Genomic DNA, 23,009 nt, shown 5'->3' on the forward strand with positions numbered 1-23,009 from the left:
TGGGTGGTTAGATCAAATGGCCAGGGAGTTCATCTTCGTGTGCCTGTAGCACTTTCACTACTGAGGCGACCTCCTCCCAGCGTGGCCCCTTTTCAACGATCCCGCTCTCTCGGTCCCACGTGATGTACCCTGCCGTTTCGAGCTTCGGTAGGTGGACGTGTACCCGTTCAATCGCGTCGGTGTCGGCAGCGGCATCTGCCGTTGCCTTCGATACGGTCTTCGTATCCTGTGGATTGTGTTCCAGTAACCGGACCGCCAGCCGCCGCCGATACTGATGTCCCAGTGCATCTAACGCCTGATCGAACTGCGCCTCGTGGCTCATACCTACTAATGGTTGCGAGAACGTGTCCATCTTTTCCATGGCACACAATATCTTCGCGTCTCTGGTCACCATCACCGATTCACGCACCTACCGTCGCCAGCGGAGTGTTCTTACCGCCCTCCTGCGCTGGCTCGAACTCCGCTTCTTCTATCACCGCGATGAGCGTGTTCTCGTCGAGCGTGATCACCAATCGGGAGAGCCGCTCGGTGACCGCCTAATCGGAGCTGTTGAACTCAACCGCGAGATCCTGCGTCAAGGTCGTCCGTGGGGTCGAGTAGTACCCGCTGCGTGTACCAGCGTTGCCCGCTGCTGGGGGAAAGCCCGAACCAGAGGCCGGTCTCCGGTCGGGTCGGATTGTAGATTGTTCCTACCTCTAGGTTGATGTGGTTGTTCGCGCAGTTATCTTGGAACACCAACAGCGCCTCGTGGTTGGAGAACCGGAGTTCTAACTCCAACGTCGCCGAACCACCCTTCGCCGACAGCAGTTGCGCACCCGTCTCGATGACTCCCTGGAAGAAATGGTCCCGACTCATCATCCGGCCGAGTCGGGACAGCGTCTCGGTGGTGGGCTAATTCACCTCTTGGATAGCCTCTACAGAAAGTGAGGATCAGTAGCATCAATACCGTCTGTATTGAGAAGTTGCTCGTAAGGCCAAGTACGCCAACTGCAAATAGCCCCCCACACCGATCAGCAGGACCGGAAATTGGTGAAATCGTAGAGCAGTCATTGAACCGATTCAGTTCAGGGATTCAATTGCCGGGAAGGTAGCGTCGTCGCTGCCGAAGTTTCTCACGTTCTGATCGCTGGTCATAGTGGCGGTCAAGAACCGCCTCGCTGCAATCCATTCGGTCGCTAACAATATTCTCAGGAACGTCTGACTTGAGAAAATGGGTGATAGCACCCCGTCGGACTGGGTGTGGGCTCAACGAGGAAGGACACGCATGTGAATGCTCAGTAGGTAGGGCATCACAACTGTTGAGATCTCGATCGTGAGGACAGCTATCGGTGTAGACGCACGGGCGCGTGTACTGGTAGACGATCGTCCGACCACGGGTCCGACTCAAGCGATCGATTTTCGTCGCAAACAGCGGCTCGCGTTCGTACTGATCACGGATTCCGGGGTGGTTAACCGAGAGCCAGTCATCCAAGACCTCACAAACTGAATCGTTCAGTGCGACGAGTCGTTCGCTCTTTCGCCCATTCTTGAGTGAGGTTCCTTCCTCTGGTCGGTGAACAAGCGTGAGGTACTGCTCGTTAGTGTTGTAGTCGTCAATATCCAGTCCCGTGGCTGCTCCGATACGAAGCCCAGTGTGCCAGAGGACTTCCATCAGTGCATGCTCCAAGCGTGCGTAGCGGTATTGGCCGAGGAATTGGAGTACCTTCTGAGCTCGTTCAGGGTTCAGTAATTCGGATCGAGCATCGTCTTCAGTCGTCGTTGGAAGGATGATCTTCTCGTCGAGCCCTGGCTCTACTGCATCGATCGTGGCACAGAAGCGGAGGAACATTCTCAGGGTTGCCAGCTGGCCCTTCATGCTGGCAGTTGCGAGCTCGTCTTCGTTTCTGCGTTTGACGCGAAAGCGATGGATGTCTCGCCCGCTAAAGCCGTTGAGATTGTCGATACCGTCCTGTTCACACCACTGGACGAACTGCTTGAGCCGGTACCGGTGAGACTGAATCGTCGCGTCCGCGAGTTCGTGACTCCGTTCGTCGAGGACATCTGCATGGCCTCTCCTGGTGCGAGTGGTTCGAGGTTGTCTGTCATGGTCTCTCACTGAAGGTCGAAGACAGCGAGTTCTAAACGCCACTCTGGACGCTTCTCTCGCGTACTAACAGCTGGCTGAGAGCCCGAAAGATTTTGGACGTTCCCCGTCAGACCCAGACGCAAAAATCGTTCTATGACCGACGTCGATTCGATCGATAGGACAGGATTGAACGTCTGAAGTACCTGTCTTCGTTTCGGAACTCTCGAGTCTCAGACCAGAACTGAACCGGTCGCTGGTTCCGGGTCGACGCCTGCTTGCGATATTGGTGTCCGAAACGGGGTGGTCGACGTGGCGGTGTCCCTGTGGCCGTCGACGACTGGCCAGTCGACGTGTCGCCACTGCCCGCCGATCGCCGCCCCCACCCTGACGATCGGCGGGACAGCTGTACAGCGGTCCGTCTGCGTTCGTTCGTGCGAACGACCTGGACGACGTCTCGAGTCGAACGCCATCGCCCATCCGGCTCATCACGCAAGTGACGGGGCGGTTCGTCGTTCGCTCGAGCAGCAAGCACGAGCCGTCCGAAGAGCGAGCCAGATCATTCGGCGCCCATTCGACCGCCCGAAGCGTCCCCGTCGTGATCTGTTACAACCGTAAACTCCGTACAGCCACAGTCACAGCTGTCGCTTCCGATCGGTTGAATCTTCCCTGTCGGCCACTGTCGAGCCGCGTACACTGACCCACACTCCACACACCTGGCTAACTCTCGATTGACGTCGTCCCGATCCGACATTTCTGAACCTGAGCTACGGTATACTTCGAATTAGTGTTATCTATTCGTCGAACTATTGGCGGCTGTTCATTACTTCCGACGAGACGTCGGGTGACGATCCGCACCGAGAGCTGTGACGAACTCGAGTGGAGATCGGTCGCGTTCGCTGTGGAGATCGAAGACACCGACCAGTCACTCTCGAACCGGACTCCACCGTCGATTCGTGCGATCGCACTCGAGACGACGACCTCGCCGTCGGGACAAGCGACGAGAGAGGCAACTCGGTGTCGGTACCGGATCCCGTTCCCGCTATCGCCGTTCGATACAGCGGTCCGAACGCACCGGTATCCGAGTCAAGATCGACTCTCACTCGAGGCGTGTCGTGGACTGCGATCCGCGACGCTCGACGAACCCGTTACACGATACTCCTGTGGCGTCCGCGTACTGGAAGCGTCTGGAACTACACCGCGTTCAGTCGATGTACTGCCGTTCCCACTCACGGCGTTCTTCGATCGCCTCGAGGCCACGGTCGCTGATGGCGTAGTAGTTCGTTCGGCGATCGAGTTGCCCTTTCTCGACGAGCTCTTTGTTGACGAGTGTGTCGAGATTGGGGTACAACCGGCCGTGATTGATCTCGCTGTTGTAGTACTTCTCGACCTCGTCTTTGACTTCTTGTCCAGACGGCTGGTCGGCTCCGGCGATCACGTACAGAAGATCGCGTTGAAATCCGGTCAGATCGTCCATTTTGCAACCACACCGGCACACCGACTGTTAGACTATTTGTTATCGTTTTCGTATCAACTGTTTCTGGGGTGTTTTAGCGGGCTAACTGAGCTAATGATTCGAATCAATCACCATTCGACCAGTAAGTAGTGGCTACAGCTCTCGCTCGGATCGCTCGTTCGATATCGTCGGGACGAACCGTGTCGTCGGATCCAGCGAACTGGACGATCCCGCTTCGACGCCGTCGCTGTTGAATTCTGGATCGACGAAGAATGTATATTCGACTGTGAAAAACCCGTTACCGAACGTAAGAGGCCGTGTTACAGGCGGGTGACGTTGGTGGCGCGGGGGCCTTTGGGGGCCTGTTCGATGTCGAATTCGATCTCCTGTCCTTCTTCGAGGTCCGGACCGCCAACGTCTTCCATGTGGAAGAATACGTCGTCGTCTGCGTCGTCCGTCTCAATGAAACCGTAGCCGCCTGTGTCGTTGAAGAAATCAACGTTTCCTTTCGCCATTGCAACCAGAGAGAATAGCGGGACACGTATAACGGTTGTGTTATACTCGTCCTCTCGAGAGACAGACACACTCTCGATTGAACTGGTCGAAAATACGATTTTCGAGCCTCATATTCCGGATCTCAGAAATATATGGAATATGTCTATTACTCACTCAGATCCCTGAGAAGTGGTCGTTCGATCCTGTATCCGGCGGTCGTGGTATCACGTATCGAACACGAACGGTCCGACTCGTGTGTCGTAGACCTCACTCGAGCAGTGGGTGGTCTCGATCGTCTCGAATCGTTTAGGTGGGCGCGATGGCTACGCGTGTTGCATGTCTCAGTCACAGTCGGCGGCCCGTCGCCCTGCCGGACCGACGGTCGCGCAGGTAGCGCTGATCGCTCTCTTCGTGACGGCGCTGGCGACGGCCCAGGTGACGGCTTCGAAGGTGCTTGCGTTCTCGTTTCCGATCTCCCTGCCGATTACCGGTGCCGAACTCGTGATGCCCGGTGCGGCCCTCGCGTACGCGCTGACGTTCGTCGCCAGCGATTGCTATACGGAGCTGTACGGTCGTCGCGCGGCACAGGTAGTCGTTAACGTCGCCTTTGCGATGAACTTCGTCGTTCTCGCGCTGGTCTGGTCGACGATCGCGGCGCCTGCCGCCGATCCAGGTATTGCCGACCAGTTCGAGGCCGTCCTCGGCGCATCGACGAACATCGTCCTCGGAAGTCTGCTTGCGTATCTCGTCAGCCAGAACTGGGACGTGATCGTCTTCCACCGGATCCGCGACTACACCGGTCGGGAGAAACTCTGGCTGCGCAACGTCGCGTCGACGGCGAGCAGCCAGGCTATCGACACCGTCATCTTCGTTACGATCGCTTTCGCCCTCGCTCCCGCCGTCATCGGGGTTGGTCCCGTTCTCGGTGTCGGTGAACTCCTCGCACTGATTGTCGGCCAGTACCTGTTGAAACTCGCCATCGCCGTCCTCGATACCCCGGTCGTCTACGCCATCGTCTCGGTCGTTCGCTCGCGCGAGGGCAGCGGTGCTGACGAAAACGAGTACACCAGCCCGTGACCGACTCGAGCAGTCCGCCGTTACGGCTCGAACGGGTAAGTGGTGAGTGTTTAGTGACCCGCCCGTGAGGATCCGGTATGGACGAACGCGTCCGCGAACACGCCGAGGTACTGGTCGACTGGAGCGCCCGCGTCGAGGCTGGCGACGACGTCGTTCTCTCCGTGGGTCCCGACGCCCACGAGCTCGCAGTCGCGGTCGCCGAAGCACTCGGCGAGCGTGGGGCGAATCTGCTTGCGACCTACAGCTCCGGTGAGATCACCCGTGCCTATCTTCGGGCCCACGACGGCGATTTCGACGAAAACCCCGATCACGAACACGCACTCTTCGAGCACGCGGACGTCTATCTCTCGCTTGGCGGCGGCCGGAATACGAGTGCGACGGCCGACGTTTCGAGCGAGACCCGACGGGCCTACAACAACGCCAGAACCGAGATCCGAGAGACGCGTCTCGGAACCCGCTGGGTCTCGACGGTCCACCCGACTCGATCGCTCGCCCAACAGGCGAACATGGCCTACGAGGAGTACCGGGAGTTCGCCTACGACGCGATCCTTCGGGACTGGGAATCGCTGGCCGACGAGATGGCGCGACTGAAAACGCTCCTCGACGATGGTTCCGAGGTCAGACTCGTCTCGCAGGAGACCGATCTCACGATGAACATCGAGGGCCGAACGGCGGTCAACAGCGCCGCTTCAGTCGCGTACGACTCGCATAATCTCCCCAGCGGCGAGGTGTTTACCGCTCCGTACGCCACCGAAGGGTCAGTCACGTTCGACGTGCCGATGACGCTCCGGGGCGAACCCGTTCGGAACGTCCGTCTCGAGTTCGAGGACGGCGAGGTCGTCGACTTCGACGCCGAACAAGGTGAAGACGTGATCGACGAGATCCTCGAGACCGACGACGGCGCGCGCCGACTCGGGGAACTCGGCATCGGTATGAATCGCGGGATCGATCGCTACACGGACAACATCCTCTTCGACGAGAAGATGGGCGAGACCGTTCATCTCGCGCTGGGCCGGGCCTACGACGCGAACCTCCCCGAGGGCGAGTCGGGCAACGACTCCGCCGTCCACGTCGACCTCATCACTGACGTCAGCGAGGACTCGCGACTCGAGATCGATGGCGAGGTCGTCCAGCGGGACGGTCAGTTCCGGTGGGAGTGACGCGTTCGGACGTCCCTGAAACGGTCCGTATACGCCACCTAACACACGTTATGAAAGAACAGAATGTGGGATAAACGACGAAGCAACTGCATAATAATACGGCGTGTGGGCTTTTGATGGAGTACCGCCATGACCGGTGGCGGACAGTAACCGGTCGGGGACTCACTGCGCGTCCCAGATACCGATCGCGCCACTGACGACGATCGGTGTGTCCCCTGTCCACAGTTGTCTGCCCGCCCTGCCGGAGGCGGATGGTATCCGGCACGTGCGGTTTTTCCGACGGCCGTCTCCGATAGTCTCTCGAGTCTCGAGGCGCTAGCTCGACTATGCGCGATCAGCTCCGGGCCGGTGTCGCGATCTACAACGACGGCTACTACCACGTCGCTCACGACGCCTGGGAGGCGTCCTGGCTCGAGCTCGAGGACGGATCCGACGACGAACGACTGCTACACGGCCTGATCCAGTTTACCGCCGCGGTCTTCCACGCTCGCGAGCGAAACTGGGAGGGCGCCGTCGGACTGGCCGAGAGCAGTCTGGCGTATCTCGACGGGCTCGGAGACCACCGAGACGTTCGGCTCGGGCCGATACGATCGTTTCTCGCGGAGCTCGCTGCCGATCCGGAACTCGTCGAACGGCGGCGACCGGTTTCGCTCGTCCACGAGGGCGACACGCCGACACTCGAGACGCTCGGCTTCGAACCGACGGCGATCGCGGCGCCCGTTCTCGCCCCCGAACTGGGGTTCGACGACGAACCGCTCGAGCAGGCCCGGACGTACGCCCGTCGGGATCTCGCGGCTGGCGACGACGACAGTCGGTTTATCACCCTCTTATTCGATTTCGTTCGCGAGAACGATCACCGTGGTATAATCTATCAGCGATTGACCGACCACGTCGGACGGCGGGAAACACGCGAGTCGGACGTCGAAGGACTGTTCTAACGTCTGTCCACGGTTGCTGTCGTAGGTCGCTTCCATCGCGTCGAGCATCGTGGTATCGGCGACGGACGACCCGTCAGCATACACAGTTTCGACAGTCGAAAGAGCAAAATCGATTGCGAAGAACGGAAGGTTGCCATACGGTCTGCTGTCTTCTTGTCCCACCGAACTGGACCTGTAGTTCACCGACACCGTCCGACGGCGGCCCGTATCAAGCGTCGTGTCGCGCCGAGTTGTCTTGTGGGTCGTAGCCCAGTGTCTCTCGAGCGCGTTCGATCGAGTAGTACTTGCGGTCGTTGTCGGAGATGCCGTAGACGATCTCGTAGTCGTAGTCGGCCTGGATACAGCGATCGAAGAGGTGTGCACAGTCCCGATAGGAGAGCCACATCGCCTGCCCGCGCTCGTAGTCGATCGGCGGGTGGTCTTTCGTCAGGTTTCCGATGCGGACGTTGACGACGGAGAGCCCGTGCTCGTCGTGGTAGTAGCGTCCGAGCGCCTCGCCGGTGACCTTCGAGACGCCATAGAGGTTTCCTGGTCGAGGCAGTTCCGTTCCGTCGAGCAAGTAGTCGTCGTCGGCACGGTACATCTCTGGTGTCCGCTCTTCGGTCTCGTAGTGACCGACGGCGTGATTCGAGGAGGCGAAGGCGACCTTCTCGACGCCAGCGTCGACGGCGGCCTCGTAGACCGTCTGGGTCCCGTCGATGTTGTTCGTCAGGACGCTGTCCCATGGCGCCGTCTTTCGCGGATCGCCCGCGAGGTGGAGCACGACGTCGATACCCTCCATCGCTTCGCGGACGGCGTCGTCGTCGGTGATGTCCGCGACGACGAACTCCCCCGGATAGTCGTCCGTCGGCGGATCGCGATCCAGTAGTCGCCACTCGTACTCGTCTGCGAGGCCACCGAGGATGGCGTCCCCGACGCGGCCCGCAGCCCCCGTAAGCAGGACCGACTGTGCCATTCGTTCGGTAGAAGGGATAGCGCCGATAAGTACCATGCGGTTCCGCGTCGGCACGGTCCGTCGTCCCGTACCTGCCCGCCAGCGGGAACGCTGTCTCGCGACGGCCGGGAACGCTGCGCTCGCATCGCAACCGCCTTCCGGACCGCGCTCGAGCACTCGTCGTATGCCGACCGACACCGATCCGACCGTCGCTGAGGAAGCCTGTTTCGAGGCCGGAATCAAGTTCGGTACGCTCTACCACCAGTTCGCTGGAACGCCGGTTTCGCCCGACAGCGCCGAGAGCATCTCCACCGCGATGGAGGAATCGATCGAAAACCAGCCCCATTGTGCCGACGTCACCGTCGACGTGCGTACGGACGAACTCGAGGCCGAACTCGCCGACTCGGCGGCTGACTACACCGAACTGACGGGTCGGTTTCTCGAGGTCGAGATCGTCGTCGACTACGAGGACTGCGAGGTCGTCACCCGGATGGCGATGGAAGAGGGGTACCCGCTGATGCGGGTCGAATCGGTTCGCGGTCGCGACTGATACGGATCCCTGTACCTATTTCCCGGCGTAACCGTCGCCCGGGTCGCGGTTGCGCCAGCAATGACGTACAGTAAACCGTATGAGGACGGGGAAGTACCGATTCCGGGTAGCGAATCCACTGCTCATACCGGTCGATAGTAGTCTCCCGTCGAGCACTGCCCGTTAGCGAACCGATCGTTCTTTATCTTTGACCTGGAGGACGTACGTGATGGGTCCCCTCGATTCGCTCGCTCCGTTTCACCGTGATCTCGCGCTCGCCGTGCTCGCAGTGGGATTGCTCACCGCGCCGCTGTGGGTGACCGCGCTGTCTCTGGGTGAGCCGATCACCGAGTACGACCGCGCGGAAGTCACGACCGACGGCAGCGGTGTCACCTACGCCGATCCCGACACCGTCCCGCCGGAGACGCCGATCAGCGACTCGATCGAGTGTGCCGGCTGGAGCGGCGATCTTCGGGCGTGTAGCTTCGAGGACCACCTCCTCGAGGAGGAGTCGCTCCCGACCGGTCTCTATTCGACGAACCCGAACTCCACGTCGGTTCCGTGGTCGCTTACGGCGGACTACTACGAGTACGCCCAGGTCGACGACCGACTTTACGAGGTGGCGTACGAGGCCAACGCCTCGGCACAGCGTGACGACGGCATGTACCGGGTCGATATGACCCTCGAGCCCGCCGATCCGGACGCGGTGCTCCGCTGGGTGTCGATCGACGTCGACGACGCCGACCTCCCGTCGGTCGTCGCCGACACCGCACGCGACGGGTCGGGTACGAGCCGGGGGCCCGTCGACGTCCCCGAAGCACCGATCGAACTCGAGGACGGCACGTACTACCGGGTCTACCAGGAACGGGGCGAGCGCGATCCCTCGACGGCTGAACGGTTCATCGCGACCGCGCTGTCGTATGTCGCACCGATCGTCGGCCTCGTCGGTCTCGTCCGCCTCTCCCGTCGGGTCGAGATTTCGTACGTCGGTGGTGGTGAGAGCGACAGCGATACCGGCGAGTCACCACCCGGGAACCGACCGTAGTGGCGCCTCGAGTCGTCCTGTAACACGACCGCCAGAAACCGAGTGACCTCCCTTTCGAAATCCGCGTACTGTTCGGCCGATATCGGCTCGCTCCCGTCCGTTTTCACTTTCACTTTCGGGCGATCTTTTAACCCCAGTCCCCGTGAAGGCAGTGACATGAGCCAAGCTACGTTCGGCGACGACGAGGAACTGTTCGGCGAAGCGGCCTCCGAAATGCGTGCAGACGTCGAGTCCTCGCTCGAGGACGGCTGGGCGGCGCTTCCTGACGCCGACGATATCTGGGAGACCGACGCCGATAACGTCCTCGGCGTGTTAAACGGTCTCAACGCCGCGTTGAACGCCGGCGACGCCGAAGAGCACCTCCGCGATGCGAAAAAGTGGTACACCATGGGCCAGCGGGCCGACGCCTTCGAGGACGCCGAGGACCTCGAAAGCGAGATCGCCGACCTCGAGGACGCCATCGCAGACATCTCCGAGGCCGGCGAACAGGTCGGAGAACTCACCTCGACGATTCCGGCGCTTCGTGGAACGCTCGAGGACGCCGGGCCAGCCGAGGACGTCGACGATGAGACGGCTACCGAGGAGGATGCTGCCGACGAGACGGAGGAAGCGGCGGACGAAGACGGTAGCGACGTCGAAGACGAGGAGTAATCGCCGACTCGTCGCGGTCGGTCGTCGAACTCGACCGATCGGTCCGCCACGACCACCGGTTGTTTTGCCGGTACTGGCGGACAGCTGTCCGTATCAGTCTTGATCGATCGGCTGTGCGAACCCGAAGTTCGGTTTGACGTCGTCGATACGGACCGTGACGACGTCGCCTTCGGTCGTCGAGGGAACGAACAGCCGGTAGCCGTCGACGGAGGCGATGCCGTCGCCCTCGCTGCCGACGTCGACGATCTCGACCTCGAGTTCGTCTCCGGGCCGGACGGGTGCGGTGAGTCGTCCCTTGCCGATGAGATAGATCTCGGAGGACTCCTCACGGCTGGCCTTCGGCGACGTCGCGCGGACGTACTGGAACTCGTCTTCGATGTCGGCGCGGAAGTCGTCGACGTCGGGGCCTTCGAAGACCTTCACGACGAAGTTACCGCCGGTGTCGAGCAGTTCGAGGGCCGTCTCGAACGCCTGCCGGGCGAGATGCAGCGAGCGGGCCTGGTCGAGCGAGTACTCGCCGGACATGTTCGGTGCCATGTCCGAGATCACCGCGTCGACCGTGCCGTCGGCGGCGTCGGTAACCCGATCGCGGGTGCGGTCTTCGGTCATGTCGCCGCGAATCGTCTCGACGCGCTCGTCGATCGACCCTTCGAGGGGTTTGATTCGCTGGAGGTCGACGCCAATGACGGTCCCCTGGGGACCGACCTTCTCGGCGGCGACCTGTAGCCAGCCGCCGGGGGCCGCTCCCAGGTCGACGACCGTATCGCCGCCGGAGATGACGTTCTCGAGGTTGTCGATCTGTTTGAGCTTGTAGGCCGCCCGCGAACGGTAGCCCTCCTGCTTTGCTCTGTTGTAGTAGTCGTCTTTTCGGGACATGGTCGCTTGGTCTTGACATCGCTAGTAGACCAGTACGGATAGGTGTGGCGAGACGCGGCCCAGTCCGCTCGTCTCGCCGGCCCTGAGAGCGATCGGCGGAAGCCGTTCGTGCCTGCAACTGCTCGGCGCCGACGAAGGGCCGAATTACGGGCGTGACCACAGACGAACGGGCCGTCGTCGACGGCTCACCAACAGTCGATTATCGTGCCCATACCCGAGCAACGGGCTTCGTATCGAACGAATAACGATGTGTCATTTCGAGTGGGGTATAACTGTCCCAGACGGTGACCCTCATGAAGTGTTTGATCTTCAATAACACACCAGCCCACGTTCATATGTATAAACACGTCGTCCACCGCCTCGAGGAGGCAGGCCACGACGTGCTCGTTCTCGCCAGAGACGACGAGGTCACGGAAGCGCTTCTCTCTGCGGCCGATCTCCCCTACGAACTGTACGGAACACGCAGCGAGTCGCTGCACTCCCTGGCCTGGGAACTCCCCTCACATCTCTCGACGATCGTCCGTCGTGCTCGAGCGTTCGATCCCGACGTCGTCTTCGGGAAGGGGCCCTACGCCGCCGTCACCGGCACCGTAACGCAAACGCCGACGATCGCGGTGCTCGACTCGGAGACCTCACTCGACCACGTCGTCGCCCGACCGTTCGTCCGGGCGATCCTGACGCCGACTGCCTTCAGGAAGGACCTCGGGAGCAAACACTACCAGTTCGCAGGCGTCACCGAGACCGCCTACCTCCATCCGGACGTCTTCGAGTCTGACCCCTCGATCCGCGACGAGCTGGGCGTCGGCCGGGACGAACCGTACGCGCTCGTCAGGTTCAACGCGTTCAACGGACACCACGACGTCGGAAAGAAGGGGTTCTCGCTCGAGCAACGCCGCCACCTCCTCTCGGAACTGTCCGACCACGCGACCGTCTTCGTCTCCGACGAGAGCGGCGACCTCGAGTTCGACGACCTCGAGGCGCGACCCTACGACCTCCACCCGGCGAAGATGCACGACGCGCTCGCCGAAGCCGACCTCCTGGTCGCGGACACACAGACGATGGTCACCGAGGCCGCACTGCTTGGTACGCCCGCGATCCGGTCGAACTCCTTCGTCGGCGAGGAGGACATGGGCAACTTCATCGAACTCGAGGACCACGGTCTCGTCAAGAACCTCGAGTCGTTCGAGGACGTCCTCGAACAGTCGCAAGCGCTGCTTACCGACGACGACGCCGGCGAACGCTGGGAAAAGCGCCGTGACGCCTACATCGACGATGTCGACAACGTGACGGAACTGCTGTACGATATCGCCGTCGCCTACGGGACCAGCGGGCGGAAACGTGCTGCGGCCAGCGCCACGGAGGTGAGCTGATGCGGGTCTGTTCGATCGTCGGCGCACGACCGCAGTTCATCAAGGCCGCCGTCGTCTCTACGGAACTCCGCGAGGTCGGCGAAGAGGTGTTGGTCCACACCGGCCAGCACTACGACGAGGAGATGTCCGACGTCTTCTTCGACGAACTGGGCATTCCCGAACCCGATTACAACCTCGGCGTCAAGTCCGGCCCCCACGGCCGCCAGACCGCGAAGATGATCGCCGAGATCGAGCCCGTCGTCGAGGAGACCGATCCGGACGTCGTGTTGCTCTATGGCGACACTAACTCGACGCTTGCGGGTGCGATCGTCGGCTCGAAGTGTGACGTGGTCGTCGCCCACGTCGAGGCCGGCCTGCGAAGCTACAACCGCGAGATGCCCGAGGAGATCAACCGGGTACTGACCGACCACGCCTCCGACCTCTGTTTCGCCCCAAGCGAGAACGCCGTCGAGACGCTCGCCGAGGAAGGGATCACCGACGGCGTCTACCTGACCGGCGACGTGATGTACGACAGCGTGTTGGCGGTCCGTGACCGAGTCACCGACAGTTCGACGGTCCTCGAGGAGCTCGGCGTTCGCGAGGACGAATGTATTCTCGCGACCGTCCACCGCCAGCGCAACACCGACGACCGGGCGAACCTCGAGTCGATCCTCGACGGTCTCGAGGCTGCCTCACAGCCGGTCGTCTTCCCCGCCCACCCGCGGACCGTCGATCGTCTCGAGGAGTACGGACTTCGGGATCGGGCCGAGGCGGTCGTCGACCTCGTCGAGCCACTCGGCTACCTCGACTTCGTCCGCCTCATGGACGCTGCCGAGCGCATCGTCACCGACTCCGGCGGCGTCCAGAAGGAAGCCTTCTTCCTCGAGACGCCCTGTGTGACACTTCGCGAAGAGACGGAGTGGACCGAGACCGTCGACTGCGGCTGGAACGAACTCGTCGGCACCGATACCGACGCGATTCGCGACGCGCTCGCGAAAGACGAGTGGCCCGACGACACGCCGAATCCCTACGGTGACGGGGAAGCGAGCCGCCGGATCGCCGAGCTCGTAGCGGAACACGTCGCGGACTCCGGCGCTGGAACCGAAGCCGAACTCGAGTCGACGGCCGACGATTGATACTGTTGGACAGCACGATTCGGCGATCGGTCGCGCGACTGCGGCTGTCCAGAGGGGAACGAGGACGGCGGGGTCGACACGGCCGGTCTCGACCTCGAGGGCGTCGGCGAACGCGGTCTCGAACTCCCAGTCGGCGGACTCGCGGTCGCTCATCGGTGGCCGTACCGTCGCGTCGGCAACCGGTCGTTCCCTTGCGTACGCATCCATCGAGCTGACACTGACATCGGCGGGAGCCACGTCCACGCGTAAAGGGTGGCTTTTTATGCCGACCGTTCGTACGACGACGCATATGTTCAAGGCCATCGTGAGCGCGGAAACGCTCACCAGCGCGCTCGACTCGGTAAGCGTGCTGGTCGACGAGTGTAAAATCCACCTCGAGGAAGACGGCCTCGAGATCCGGGCCGTCGACCCCGCCAACGTCGGCATGGTCGACCTCTCGCTCGATGCGGCGGCGTTCGAATCCTACGAAGCCGACGGCGGGCTGATCGGCGTCGACCTCTCGCGGCTCGAGGACATCGCGGGCATGGCCGAATCCGGCCAGCTCATCCAGCTCGAACTCGACGAAGAGACGCGTAAACTCCAGATCCAGATCGACGGGCTCGAGTACACGCTCGCGCTCATCGATCCCGACAGCATCCGCCAGGAGCCGGACATTCCGGACCTGGATCTGCCAGCGGAGGTCGTCCTCGAGGGCAAGGACGTCAACCGCTCGGTGACGGCAGCCGATATGGTTTCGGACCACATCGCCCTGGGTGTCGACGAGGGCGAGGAGTTCTTCTACGTTGACGCGGAGGGCGACACCGACGACGTCCACCTCGAACTCACCCGCGAGGACCTGATCGACCTGCAACTCGGTCCCGCCCACTCGCTGTTCTCGCTGGACTATCTCAAGGATATGAACAAGGCCATCCCCTCCGATACGGAGGTCACGCTCCATCTCGGCGAGGAGTTCCCGGTCAAGATCTACTTCGGCTTCGCAGAAGGGCAGGGACAGGTCACCTATATGCTCGCCCCGCGTATCCAAAGCGACTGAGACGGAGGGCTGTAAGGTTTCCCGGCACGATCGCAACGGATCGCGGTCGCGCCGAAACTGAGTTACAACGGTTCGTATGCGGCAGGTATCGTCTGTTTTTCGACGGCGCTCGAGCCGATCGCCGATCGCTGCTCGAGCGTTGACACCGCGTCGATCAGATCGGATGACGTTCATCACTTAAAGATCTAACATAGAAAGGAGACGAGCTACCACCCTCTCTCCGGTACCGTGACGTGTATGCCCTCCCCAGATAACCCTACGGACCCCGCAGAGACGGGTCAGACGACGTATCTTGCGACGTTCGATCCCGACGCTGGCGAGCGAGCCAGCGAGGCCGTCATCACGGCGGTCGCGGACCTGACCGGCATCTCGCCGATCGAGCTCGAGCCGCTTTACGACGTCGTCGACCCGGACGCACTCGACTCGCTCGTCGCCCACGCCCGCCGTGCCGACGGTGCTGACACACACGAACTGCAGTTCTCCTACGAAGGGTACGACGTCGACGTCCGAACTGACGGACAGGTACGAGTTCGCGAGCCATCGACGCCGGCGAGCGCATAGCTCGAGACGAACTGCTGTATCGAGCCGACGCTGCTCGAGTCTCCGTGACTGCTTTATACTGTCGGACAGCAGTCAGTGAGCCGTCGGTCGCGAACGCGCGGCCGTCACCGTCGGGACGGCCGCAGTCGCGTGACCGATCGTCGAACCGTGCTGTCCGACAGTATTACTATCGCTCGTGCTCCTCGAGAAACGAGCGCAGCGTCTCGGCTACCTGCTCGGCGTCTTCGATGAAAAAACAGTGCGAGCCGCCCTCGAATCGCTCGAGCCGAGCGTTCGGGATCGCCTCCTCGAGAAGGAGAGCGTTCTCGAAGGGGACCACGCGGTCGTCAGTCCCGTGAAGGACGAGCGTTGGAACCCGGAGTCCCCCGAGCCGGTCGCTAACGTCGAATCCGAGGACGGCGGCAGCCTGTGCCTCGCGGGCCGGATCGTCGGCGTCCTGCTCGAGTCGCCACTCGATGATCCGGTCCATCAGATGCGGGTTTCGGTTCGTGAACCGTTCGTTGAACGCGGGCCGCATCCGGTGGCGCAGTGTCTCGCGTTCGCTGGCGCCGTCGGGAACGTCGAAGATGAACTCCTGTGTCTCCTCGGGGACCGGAACGGCGTCTGGGCCGCCGTGTGACGTACAACACAGCGTCAGCGTCTTCGCACGGGTGTACTCGAGCGCGTACCGCTGGGCGATCATTCCGCCCATGCTGGCGCCGACGAGGTGAGCCTCCCGGATCCCTGCGTCCTCGAGGACGGCCTCGAGGTCGGCCGCCAGCCCGCCGATCGAGTAGCCGGCCAGTTTGAAGATGATCGGCGCACGGATCTTTTGGGGGAGTCGGGGAACGAGCGGTGGTAAGCCGGCCTCGGAGCGGCCGGTTCCGCGGTTGTCCGGCGCGATCACGTCGTAGCGGCCCCGAACCGCCTCGCGTTGCCAGCGCCACATCCAGCGCCCGTAGCCAAGTCCCTGCACGAAGACGACCGGCGTCGTCCCGTCGTCGCTCTCGTCGTACTCGTAGTAGATCGACACGCCATCTCGGCTGGCCCGTGGCATACTCGAGGTGACGTATCGAACGCCCTTGAAATCGATCGTCGGCGACGGAATTACCGCCGAACTGATACCGTCGGCCGTCACTCGCTTTCGGTCGGCCCTCCGACGGTACGAGTAATCGTCTGTTATACTGCCCGACAGCAGTCACTGATGCGGGTTTGCCGGACGGGAGCGGCGACTACGCATACTCGTTCTGTCCGGCAGTATGACTGTTGTCGGGTAGTCGTACCACCGCACACCGACGCCGATAATCAAGCTTTAACCACGCCGGGTAATATTCAATTACCGATGCAGCGACTGCACGCCCGGTACCCGTTTCTCGAGGCCGCCCGTGACGCCGTGGCGACGGAGGCCGTCGATCTGGCTACCGTCATCGAACAGGATCGGGCGGTCGTCGATCGCGCCCGCGAACGCGTGGTGTCGGCGATCGAGGACGGCAAGACGGGCGATCCGCACCGGGATCCCCGCATCGAGTTGCTCTCCTATCCCGTCGCGCGCGTTCTCGTCTCGATGGTTGACGAGCGTGTTCTCGTCCGCGAGTACGCCCGCGCCGAGGCCGCGACCGCCTACGAACGCTTTACGACCGACTTCGAGGACACGACCGAGCTGAAAAGCGTCGAGTCGACCGGCATCGAACTCGAGACGCTACTCGCCGAGTTCGAACTCACCGACGCGATCCAGCAGACCACCGACGGCTACCGGGTCGACGTCGGAACCTACCTCCAGCTGGCCGAAGACCAGTACGGCGACGAGTGGCGACTGGTCAATCGCGCGGTAACCGACGGCGAGGTGCCTGTCACCGAAGCCGAACTGCTCTCGCTCCTGCGGGAAGCCGTCCGGAACCGCATCGAAGACGGCCTCCCTTTCGACGTCCCTGCGGTCATCGCGACCGCACTCGAGGACGAGACCACAGCGATTCGGGACGTGCTTTCGGATCTCGATCTCACTCGCGAGATCGATACCGTCGTTCCCGACCTGTTCCCGCCGTGTATGAAGGCACTACTCGACGACATCCAGAAGGGCGAACATCTGCCCCACCACTCCCGGTTTGCGATCACCGCCTTCCTGGCGAGTATCGGGATGTCGACCGACGAGATCGTCGACCTCTATCGCATCAACTCCGCGTTCGGCGAGGAGATGACCCGCTACCAGACCGACCACATCCGCGGCGACACATCACCAACGGAGTACTCCCCGCCGTCCTGTGCGACGATGCAATCGTACGGCGACTGCGTGAACAAAGACGACCTCTGTGAGCGTATTCCCCACCCGATGGCGTACTACGAGGAGCGTATCGACGACGCCGACGACGACGAACTCGAGGACTGGCGCGAAGCCAACAGCGAAGACCAGTCGGCAAGCGGCGACTGATACGGGCCGCTGTAACGATTTACCGGTGCAACCGCAGAACGGATGGCGGTTGCACCGGAAATGACTTACAGCAGTCCGTATAACGGCTAAAATCGGAGTTCTTTATACTGCCGAACAGTAGTCACTGTAGCGGGTTCGTCGGACGGGAACGGCGACTGCTCACGATCGTTCTGTCCGGCAGTATACACGTCTGCTGCCGTCACTGCCCGTCGATCGCCGCCCCCGCGCTGGCGAGCGGTGGGACACAGTCCGTATTACAGCAGTCCGAAAACAGTTCGTCTGTCAGACCGCGCTTCCGGTTTCAGCGTCGGTGTCGTCGAGGCCGTCCTCGGGGTCGTTCAGGACGAACGCGAGGGCGATGCCGACGCCGAGCAGCAGGAAGATAAAGCCGATGATGGCGCCGACGAGCAGTTCGCCCCCTTCGGGGGAGAGGACGCCGTTGTCTCCGCCGTACTCGGACCCAATGAAGGCCATGGTCCCGAGCATCAAGAGGACGGCGGCGACGGCGACGACGATTTCGATGATACGCTCACGCTCGAGCATTATCGGATCGATTTCGGCGGCCCGGGCAAAAGCGCTTCGAAGGACTGCTCCGGCGGTCCGTCTCGAGACGACAGTCCGGTCTGGGAACGGCGACACTGCTCTCTTGCCGCCGCTCGCTGTCCGGCAGTATATAAAGGAAGCCCCTGCAGCTGCCGGCAGATTCGTTATATCACTCGAGCACCTACGACGGTCGAACAGCCAGTTGACTACTGTACCGGCCCGTCGTCGCCGTGGTCGTTTCGACCTCGACCCCGGTTCGGCGGCGTCGGTGTCCGATCATTCGACGCACCTATGAACACAACAGCGTCACCGAAAACCCCACTGCCAGTACCGTCCGGCGACCATTTAGCGGAGCGGTCACGCCGCGCCCGGATCGAACCGATGTCCGTGCTCCCACTTGGTGATGGTCTCTACGAGGTCGAATCAGCCAGTGACAACACCTATCTCGTCGATCTCGAGTCGGGCCGGTGTACCTGCCCGGACCACGTCTTCCGGTCGGCTCGGTGTAAACACATCCGCCGGGTCGCCATCGAGATCACCCACGGTCGCACGCCCCCACCGGGAAAGATCACCGTCGCCTGTCACGACTGTGGCGAGCCGACGTTCGTCGACGAAGACGAGACCGAGCCATGTTACTGTGCGGACCACCGAATCTATCCCGGCGATACCGTCGCCGACCGCGAGACCGGCGATCGCCTCACCGTCGTCGAGGTCTCGGAGTTACGCGCCGACGCTGTCCAGATCCGCGACAGCGATACCACCGTCGCCGACTACGCGACCAACGAGGACTACGACCCGGACGTTCCCGTCGTCGGGGCCATCTATCCACACGCAACCATCGCCACGAACGGCGTCATCCCCGAGTCGCTGAAAGTCTACGTCTTCCCACGGACCCGCCTCGAGAAAGCGACGTAGGTCGTTCGGACAGCCTCGAGGCCGGACCGAACGCGGTTTTTTCGCTCGACCGACTCGGTCGGATAGCACGTACCTGCCGATCACACAGTCGACGCCGGCTCCCACAACGAACGACGAACATGCCCGCAAGCGGCGCACGCTGGTAGTAATACTTCGGACAGCAGTCCGTATGAGACGTCGGTCGCGAACGCGCGGCCGTCACCCGCAGAACGGCCGCAGTCGCGCGACCGATCGTCGAATCGTGCTGTCCAACAGTATGAGCAACACGACCAGCACACAGAAGCGGACATCGAGAGAGCCACGATACTCGAGTCAGAACCTGCCGGACGACCGGTCGAACCCCGATTTCTCCACCGATCTCACCGTTTTCGAGTCTCCACACGGCAGCCACCCCGTATCGCGCGCCCTCGAGCAGGCGTGTGGTGACGTAAAGCGGCGACTATCGCTCCCGATCCGCAGTCGGTTTATTGGGGCTCGCCAACAATACCCAGGCTATGACCTCGAGCGTCGACTACGGCCGGTTCGACGAGGGACGGGCGGTCAACTACTGGAACCTCGATCGAACGATCAGACGCGAACTACGGCGGGTCTACCCCGAGCCGGCCTTCGAGTGGGCCGAGCCACGACTTGCCGCGTTCGGCGAGACCGTCGGCCATACGATCGCGGACAATGCCGACTACGTCGACGATCACGGCCCCGAACTCGAGCCCTACGACGAATACGGCGACGTACAGAACCTGGTCCGGTATCCGGCCGAACAGCTCGAGAACGAGCGGCTGGCCTACGAGATGGGGATCGTCGCCGACGCCTTCGAGGCGCCGCCGGGACGCGACGAACCGATGCCGCTCTCACACACCCTCGCGATGCAGTACCTGCTGTCCTACGCCGACGTCGGCTTCGACTGTCCGGTCGCGATGACTGCGGGCGCGGCGCTGGTCCTCTCGAAGTTCGACGACGGCTCGCTCGAGGCGTACTACGAGGGGTTGACCGCCCGCGACTACGAGGACGTCCTCGAGGGCGCAATGTTTCTCACCGAGAAGCAGGGCGGCAGCGACGTCGGCGCGAACGAGACCCGCGCCGAGTACGACGAGGAAGCGGCGTGTTGGCGCCTCTACGGCGAGAAGTGGTTCTGCTCGAACGTCGACGCCGAGGGAACGCTCGCACTCGCCCGGACCGACGGTGCACCCGATGGCACGGACGGACTCTCGATGTTTCTCGTCCCCCACGCCGATCCAGCGATCGGTCCCGTCACCAAAGGCGACCGCCTCGAGGACGGTCCGCTCGGTCCCGATGAGGTCAACGACCAGCTCTACCGGCGGCTGAAAGACAAACTCGGGACCATCGCCGTACCGACCGGCGAGGTCGAGTTCACCGGCGCGACGGCGTTTCTCGTCGGTGAAACAGAAAACGGCTTCGAGCAGATGACCGAGATGCTCAACCTCGAGCGCCTCTCGAACGCCGCGGCGGCCTGCGGAGTCATGGGACGAGTGCTGCTCGAGAGCAAGATCCACGCGGCCAACCGGGAGGCCTTCGGCGACACCATCGACCAGTATCCGCTGATGCGAGCCGACCTGGTCGATATGGCCGTTGCCCACGAGGCCGCGACGGCGTTTACGTTCGAGGCCGCGCGGCTGCTTTCCGAGCGCGAGCAGACAGCGCGTGCGAAGCGACGCTCCGTGGAGACGAAACGCGGTGAAACCGCGAGCGCCGGCGAACGTGCCGCCCACGAGTACCGGCTGCTGCGGCTGTTGATCCCCATCGCGAAGCTGCGGACGGCTCGGATGGCCGTCGACACCGCCTCCTACGGGATGGAGATCCACGGCGGCAACGGCTACGTCAACGACTTCGTCACCAACCGAACCCTTCGGGACGCACAGGTCTTGCCCATCTGGGAGGGAACCGAAAACGTCCTCTCGCTGGACGTCCTCCGGGCAGTAGAGCGTGAGGACGCCCACGAACCACTGCGCGAGGCGATCGAAGAGCGACTCGAGTCGGTCACTCACCCGGCGCTCGCCGAGACAGCTGAGACAGTCGAGTCGGAGTTCCGCGACCTCGAACTGGCGCTGGCGACGCTCACCGGCGCGGACGCCGAGTACGCACAGCTATCGGCCAACCGACTGGCACACTACGTCTTCGACGTGTTCACGGCGGCGCTGTTGCTCGAGGAGGCACAGGCAAACCTCGAGGCAGAGGAGGGGCGGCTGGCGCTGGTCGCGATGCGTTTCGTCACGAACGAACTCGAGGACCGGGAGGCACGGGGGATCACGAGCGGCGATCGGTTCGCACTCGAGGCGTTCGAGCCGATCGTTCGATACGCGTCGGTCGAGCCGGAGTCACTCACGAACAGCAGTCAGTGACGACAGGAGACCGCATCACTCGAGCAGTTCCGCGGCTTCCTCGACGTCCATCACGCCCTGCTCGACGGCGTTTAGGATCCGTAGAATCTCCTCGTCGGGACCGCCGTCCGTGTCGTCTCCGACTTCCTCGAGGGTGACTTTCTCGCTTTCGCCGACGAACTCGGGGAAGTCGGTCCCCTCGGCCAGTGCCGTCTCCTTTTTGACGCGGTAGTTGCCGCCGTCGGTGACGTGGAGCTCGCCGGGGTGGAAGAAGTACCAGTCTTCCCGGTCGAAGCGGACGCCGATACGGGGTTTCGCGCCGAAGTTCTGTGCGAAGTAGATCAGCGCCTCGACCTCCTCGCCGGTGAGATAGATGGGATCGCCGGCGCTCGATTTCGCCTCGATCGCGTAGAACTGCTCGCCGTCACCGGCGAGGACGTCGGGAAGTTCGCGCTCGGTCGCCGACCCGCTTGCGGGAGCACGCATCACCGCGAAGCCGGCGTCGTCGAGTTCGTTGACGAGTTCGCGCTCGCGGCGATCACCCTTCGCATGAGACATACGGACTGCTCTCGGGCGGACGGCAATAAAGGAACGGAGAGCAGTGCGAAACTGTTCGGTCGCCTACAGCGCGAGGGCGGTGAGGACGTCGACGACCGCCGATGGCGCCGGCTGGGCCTCATCGATCCCGAACTCGATGGCGATGTAGAGTAGGGCAAACTGGAAGGCGTTGAGCACGGCGTGGGCAACAGTCGGCACGAGGAGGTTGTCGGTCTTCGCGTAGACGTAGCCGAAGATGACCGAGCCGCCGAACATGATCGAAAGCGAGGCGAGCGTCGCGACGAACGTCTCCGCGACCAGGTACATCGGGAGGTGGACGAGCGCGAAGATGACGCTCGTAACGAGGATCGCTTGCATCCGGGTAAAGGCCTCGTAGAGGCGCTTCTGGATGACGTTCCGGAAGAGGAACTCCTCGGCCGGTGCGTTGAAAAAGAAGACGATACCGATCATGATCAGGATCATCGTCTGATCCTGGCCGACGATATCGATGACCTGACTCTCCGCAGCCGGGACATCGAGTAGGGTAAAGAGGATGCTGACGAGGTACAGGAACACGATACTGCCGATACTCCCGGCGATCAGGTACTTCCAGTCGGCTTTCGTCGGGACGTAGAGATCGACCCACGACAGCCCACGGTCAGTTACGAGAAGATAGATGACGCCGGCAAGCGCCATCCCGACGAAGTTCAGGATCAACAGCAGCGTCCGGCCTTCGATCGAGGCCTCTCCCAACTGTCCGTCCATCGTGGCCTCGAGTAACACGGGATCGACGAGGAAGGCAGGCAACGTCGCGATTTCGGCGGCGATCAAGCCGAAAACCGTCAATCCGATCGCAACGAGCGTCGATCGAAGCGGCGCACCGTCACGGTCGACGTCAGCGTCGGTGGAACGCGGGGGCGTTTCCATACGGCGGGTTATGGGCGGGCGTCCCTTGGGTGTTCCTTTCTCGAG

23 protein-coding genes and 1 pseudogene are annotated in these 23,009 nt (G+C 62.4%); 13 read left to right on the top strand and 11 right to left on the bottom strand.

The features are described 5' to 3' along the window. Positions 1-7: 7 nt before the first annotated feature. The 5 genes and pseudogenes from RBH26_RS15090 to RBH26_RS15110 all read right to left on the bottom strand — a co-directional run bounded on the left by RBH26_RS15090 (position 8) and on the right by RBH26_RS15110 (position 4,033). Positions 8-322, bottom strand: a complete 315-nt coding sequence (locus RBH26_RS15090) for an ArsR family transcriptional regulator (RefSeq protein ID WP_306759207.1) — start codon at positions 320-322, stop codon at positions 8-10. 233 nt (positions 323-555) lie between these two features. Then, entirely contained in the window at positions 556-855 is a 300-nt protein-coding gene (locus RBH26_RS15095) for a hypothetical protein (RefSeq protein ID WP_306759208.1), read from the bottom strand. Positions 856-1,072: 217 nt separating this feature from the next. Further along, positions 1,073-2,085 (bottom strand): annotated as a pseudogene (locus tag RBH26_RS15100) (tyrosine-type recombinase/integrase). Positions 2,086-3,266: 1,181 nt separating this feature from the next. Then, positions 3,267-3,539, bottom strand: coding sequence for a PadR family transcriptional regulator (locus RBH26_RS15105; RefSeq protein ID WP_306759210.1), 273 nt, complete (start codon positions 3,537-3,539; stop codon positions 3,267-3,269). Between the two features lie 299 nt (positions 3,540-3,838). Continuing rightward, entirely contained in the window at positions 3,839-4,033 is a 195-nt protein-coding gene (locus RBH26_RS15110; protein ID WP_007259190.1) for a cold-shock protein, read from the bottom strand. 316 nt (positions 4,034-4,349) lie between these two features. On the opposite strand from RBH26_RS15110, the gene RBH26_RS15115 reads away from it, so the two are divergent. The 3 genes from RBH26_RS15115 (at position 4,350) to RBH26_RS15125 (ending at position 7,188) form a co-directional block, all read left to right on the top strand. Beyond that, on the top strand, positions 4,350-5,090 hold the full coding sequence (locus RBH26_RS15115) for a queuosine precursor transporter (RefSeq protein WP_306759211.1): 741 nt from the start codon (positions 4,350-4,352) through the stop codon (positions 5,088-5,090). 77 nt (positions 5,091-5,167) lie between these two features. Further along, the gene (locus RBH26_RS15120; RefSeq protein WP_306759212.1) at positions 5,168-6,250 is read left to right on the top strand and encodes an aminopeptidase; all 1,083 of its coding nucleotides are present in this window, start codon (positions 5,168-5,170) and stop codon (positions 6,248-6,250) included. A 326-nt stretch (positions 6,251-6,576) separates the two neighbouring features. After that, on the top strand, positions 6,577-7,188 hold the full coding sequence (locus RBH26_RS15125; RefSeq protein ID WP_306759213.1) for a DUF309 domain-containing protein: 612 nt from the start codon (positions 6,577-6,579) through the stop codon (positions 7,186-7,188). 208 nt (positions 7,189-7,396) lie between these two features. On the opposite strand, the gene azf is transcribed toward RBH26_RS15125, so the two are convergent. Continuing rightward, positions 7,397-8,143 carry an NAD-dependent glucose-6-phosphate dehydrogenase Azf gene (azf, locus tag RBH26_RS15130; RefSeq protein ID WP_306759214.1) on the bottom strand — a complete coding sequence of 249 codons (747 nt, stop codon included), beginning with the start codon at positions 8,141-8,143 and terminating at the stop codon, positions 7,397-7,399. Positions 8,144-8,306: 163 nt separating this feature from the next. Here azf and RBH26_RS15135 point away from each other — a divergent pair, with 163 nt between their 5' ends. From RBH26_RS15135 to RBH26_RS15145, 3 genes are all read left to right on the top strand, one after another. After that, positions 8,307-8,672, top strand: coding sequence for a dihydroneopterin aldolase family protein (locus RBH26_RS15135; RefSeq protein WP_306759215.1), 366 nt, complete (start codon positions 8,307-8,309; stop codon positions 8,670-8,672). 208 nt (positions 8,673-8,880) lie between these two features. Then, positions 8,881-9,696, top strand: coding sequence for a hypothetical protein (locus RBH26_RS15140; RefSeq protein ID WP_306759216.1), 816 nt, complete (start codon positions 8,881-8,883; stop codon positions 9,694-9,696). A 156-nt stretch (positions 9,697-9,852) separates the two neighbouring features. Further along, positions 9,853-10,347, top strand: coding sequence for a DUF5790 family protein (locus RBH26_RS15145; RefSeq protein ID WP_306759217.1), 495 nt, complete (start codon positions 9,853-9,855; stop codon positions 10,345-10,347). A 93-nt stretch (positions 10,348-10,440) separates the two neighbouring features. Here the strand turns inward: RBH26_RS15145 and RBH26_RS15150 are convergent, their stop codons facing one another. Continuing rightward, on the bottom strand, positions 10,441-11,223 hold the full coding sequence (locus RBH26_RS15150; RefSeq protein WP_306759218.1) for a 23S rRNA (uridine(2552)-2'-O)-methyltransferase: 783 nt from the start codon (positions 11,221-11,223) through the stop codon (positions 10,441-10,443). A gap of 293 nt (positions 11,224-11,516) precedes the next feature. Between RBH26_RS15150 and RBH26_RS15155 the strand changes: the two genes are divergently transcribed. The 4 genes from RBH26_RS15155 (at position 11,517) to RBH26_RS15170 (ending at position 15,302) form a co-directional block, all read left to right on the top strand. Continuing rightward, positions 11,517-12,593, top strand: coding sequence for a DUF354 domain-containing protein (locus RBH26_RS15155; RefSeq protein WP_306759219.1), 1,077 nt, complete (start codon positions 11,517-11,519; stop codon positions 12,591-12,593). Then, a complete protein-coding gene (gene wecB, locus RBH26_RS15160) occupies positions 12,593-13,708 on the top strand; it encodes a UDP-N-acetylglucosamine 2-epimerase (non-hydrolyzing) (RefSeq protein ID WP_306759220.1) in 1,116 nt (371 codons plus the stop codon). Before RBH26_RS15155 ends, wecB begins: the two co-directional genes overlap by 1 nt. Before the next feature lie 289 nt (positions 13,709-13,997). Further along, positions 13,998-14,741, top strand: coding sequence for a DNA polymerase sliding clamp (locus tag RBH26_RS15165; RefSeq protein WP_306759221.1), 744 nt, complete (start codon positions 13,998-14,000; stop codon positions 14,739-14,741). A 237-nt stretch (positions 14,742-14,978) separates the two neighbouring features. Continuing rightward, positions 14,979-15,302, top strand: a complete 324-nt coding sequence (locus RBH26_RS15170; RefSeq protein WP_306759222.1) for a HalOD1 output domain-containing protein — start codon at positions 14,979-14,981, stop codon at positions 15,300-15,302. A 166-nt stretch (positions 15,303-15,468) separates the two neighbouring features. On the opposite strand, the gene RBH26_RS15175 is transcribed toward RBH26_RS15170, so the two are convergent. After that, a complete protein-coding gene (locus RBH26_RS15175; protein WP_306759278.1) occupies positions 15,469-16,338 on the bottom strand; it encodes an alpha/beta hydrolase in 870 nt (289 codons plus the stop codon). A 285-nt stretch (positions 16,339-16,623) separates the two neighbouring features. Here RBH26_RS15175 and priL point away from each other — a divergent pair, with 285 nt between their 5' ends. Further along, positions 16,624-17,706: a DNA primase regulatory subunit PriL gene (gene priL / locus RBH26_RS15180; RefSeq protein ID WP_306759223.1), complete on the top strand. Its 1,083-nt coding sequence runs from the start codon at positions 16,624-16,626 to the stop codon at positions 17,704-17,706. A 282-nt stretch (positions 17,707-17,988) separates the two neighbouring features. Here priL and RBH26_RS15185 read toward each other — a convergent pair whose 3' ends face one another. Next, positions 17,989-18,249 (bottom strand): hypothetical protein, encoded by a 261-nt coding sequence (locus RBH26_RS15185; RefSeq protein WP_306759224.1) that lies wholly within the window; start codon positions 18,247-18,249, stop codon positions 17,989-17,991. A gap of 291 nt (positions 18,250-18,540) precedes the next feature. On the opposite strand from RBH26_RS15185, the gene RBH26_RS15190 reads away from it, so the two are divergent. Together RBH26_RS15190 and RBH26_RS15195 are read left to right on the top strand one after the other, a co-directional pair. Beyond that, positions 18,541-19,164 carry an SWIM zinc finger family protein gene (locus tag RBH26_RS15190; protein WP_306759225.1) on the top strand — a complete coding sequence of 208 codons (624 nt, stop codon included), beginning with the start codon at positions 18,541-18,543 and terminating at the stop codon, positions 19,162-19,164. 494 nt (positions 19,165-19,658) lie between these two features. Beyond that, the gene (locus tag RBH26_RS15195; protein ID WP_306759226.1) at positions 19,659-21,521 is read left to right on the top strand and encodes an acyl-CoA dehydrogenase family protein; all 1,863 of its coding nucleotides are present in this window, start codon (positions 19,659-19,661) and stop codon (positions 21,519-21,521) included. 15 nt (positions 21,522-21,536) lie between these two features. Here the strand turns inward: RBH26_RS15195 and hjc are convergent, their stop codons facing one another. Both hjc and RBH26_RS15205 read right to left on the bottom strand, forming a co-directional pair. Further along, a complete protein-coding gene (hjc, locus tag RBH26_RS15200) occupies positions 21,537-22,058 on the bottom strand; it encodes a Holliday junction resolvase Hjc (protein ID WP_306759227.1) in 522 nt (173 codons plus the stop codon). A gap of 63 nt (positions 22,059-22,121) precedes the next feature. Continuing rightward, entirely contained in the window at positions 22,122-22,964 is an 843-nt protein-coding gene (locus RBH26_RS15205) for a CPBP family intramembrane glutamic endopeptidase (protein ID WP_306759228.1), read from the bottom strand. Positions 22,965-23,009 lie beyond the last annotated feature (45 nt).

It is taken from the genome of Natronolimnohabitans sp. A-GB9 (genome assembly GCF_030848565.1).
Lineage (GTDB): Archaea > Halobacteriota > Halobacteria > Halobacteriales > Natrialbaceae > Natronolimnohabitans.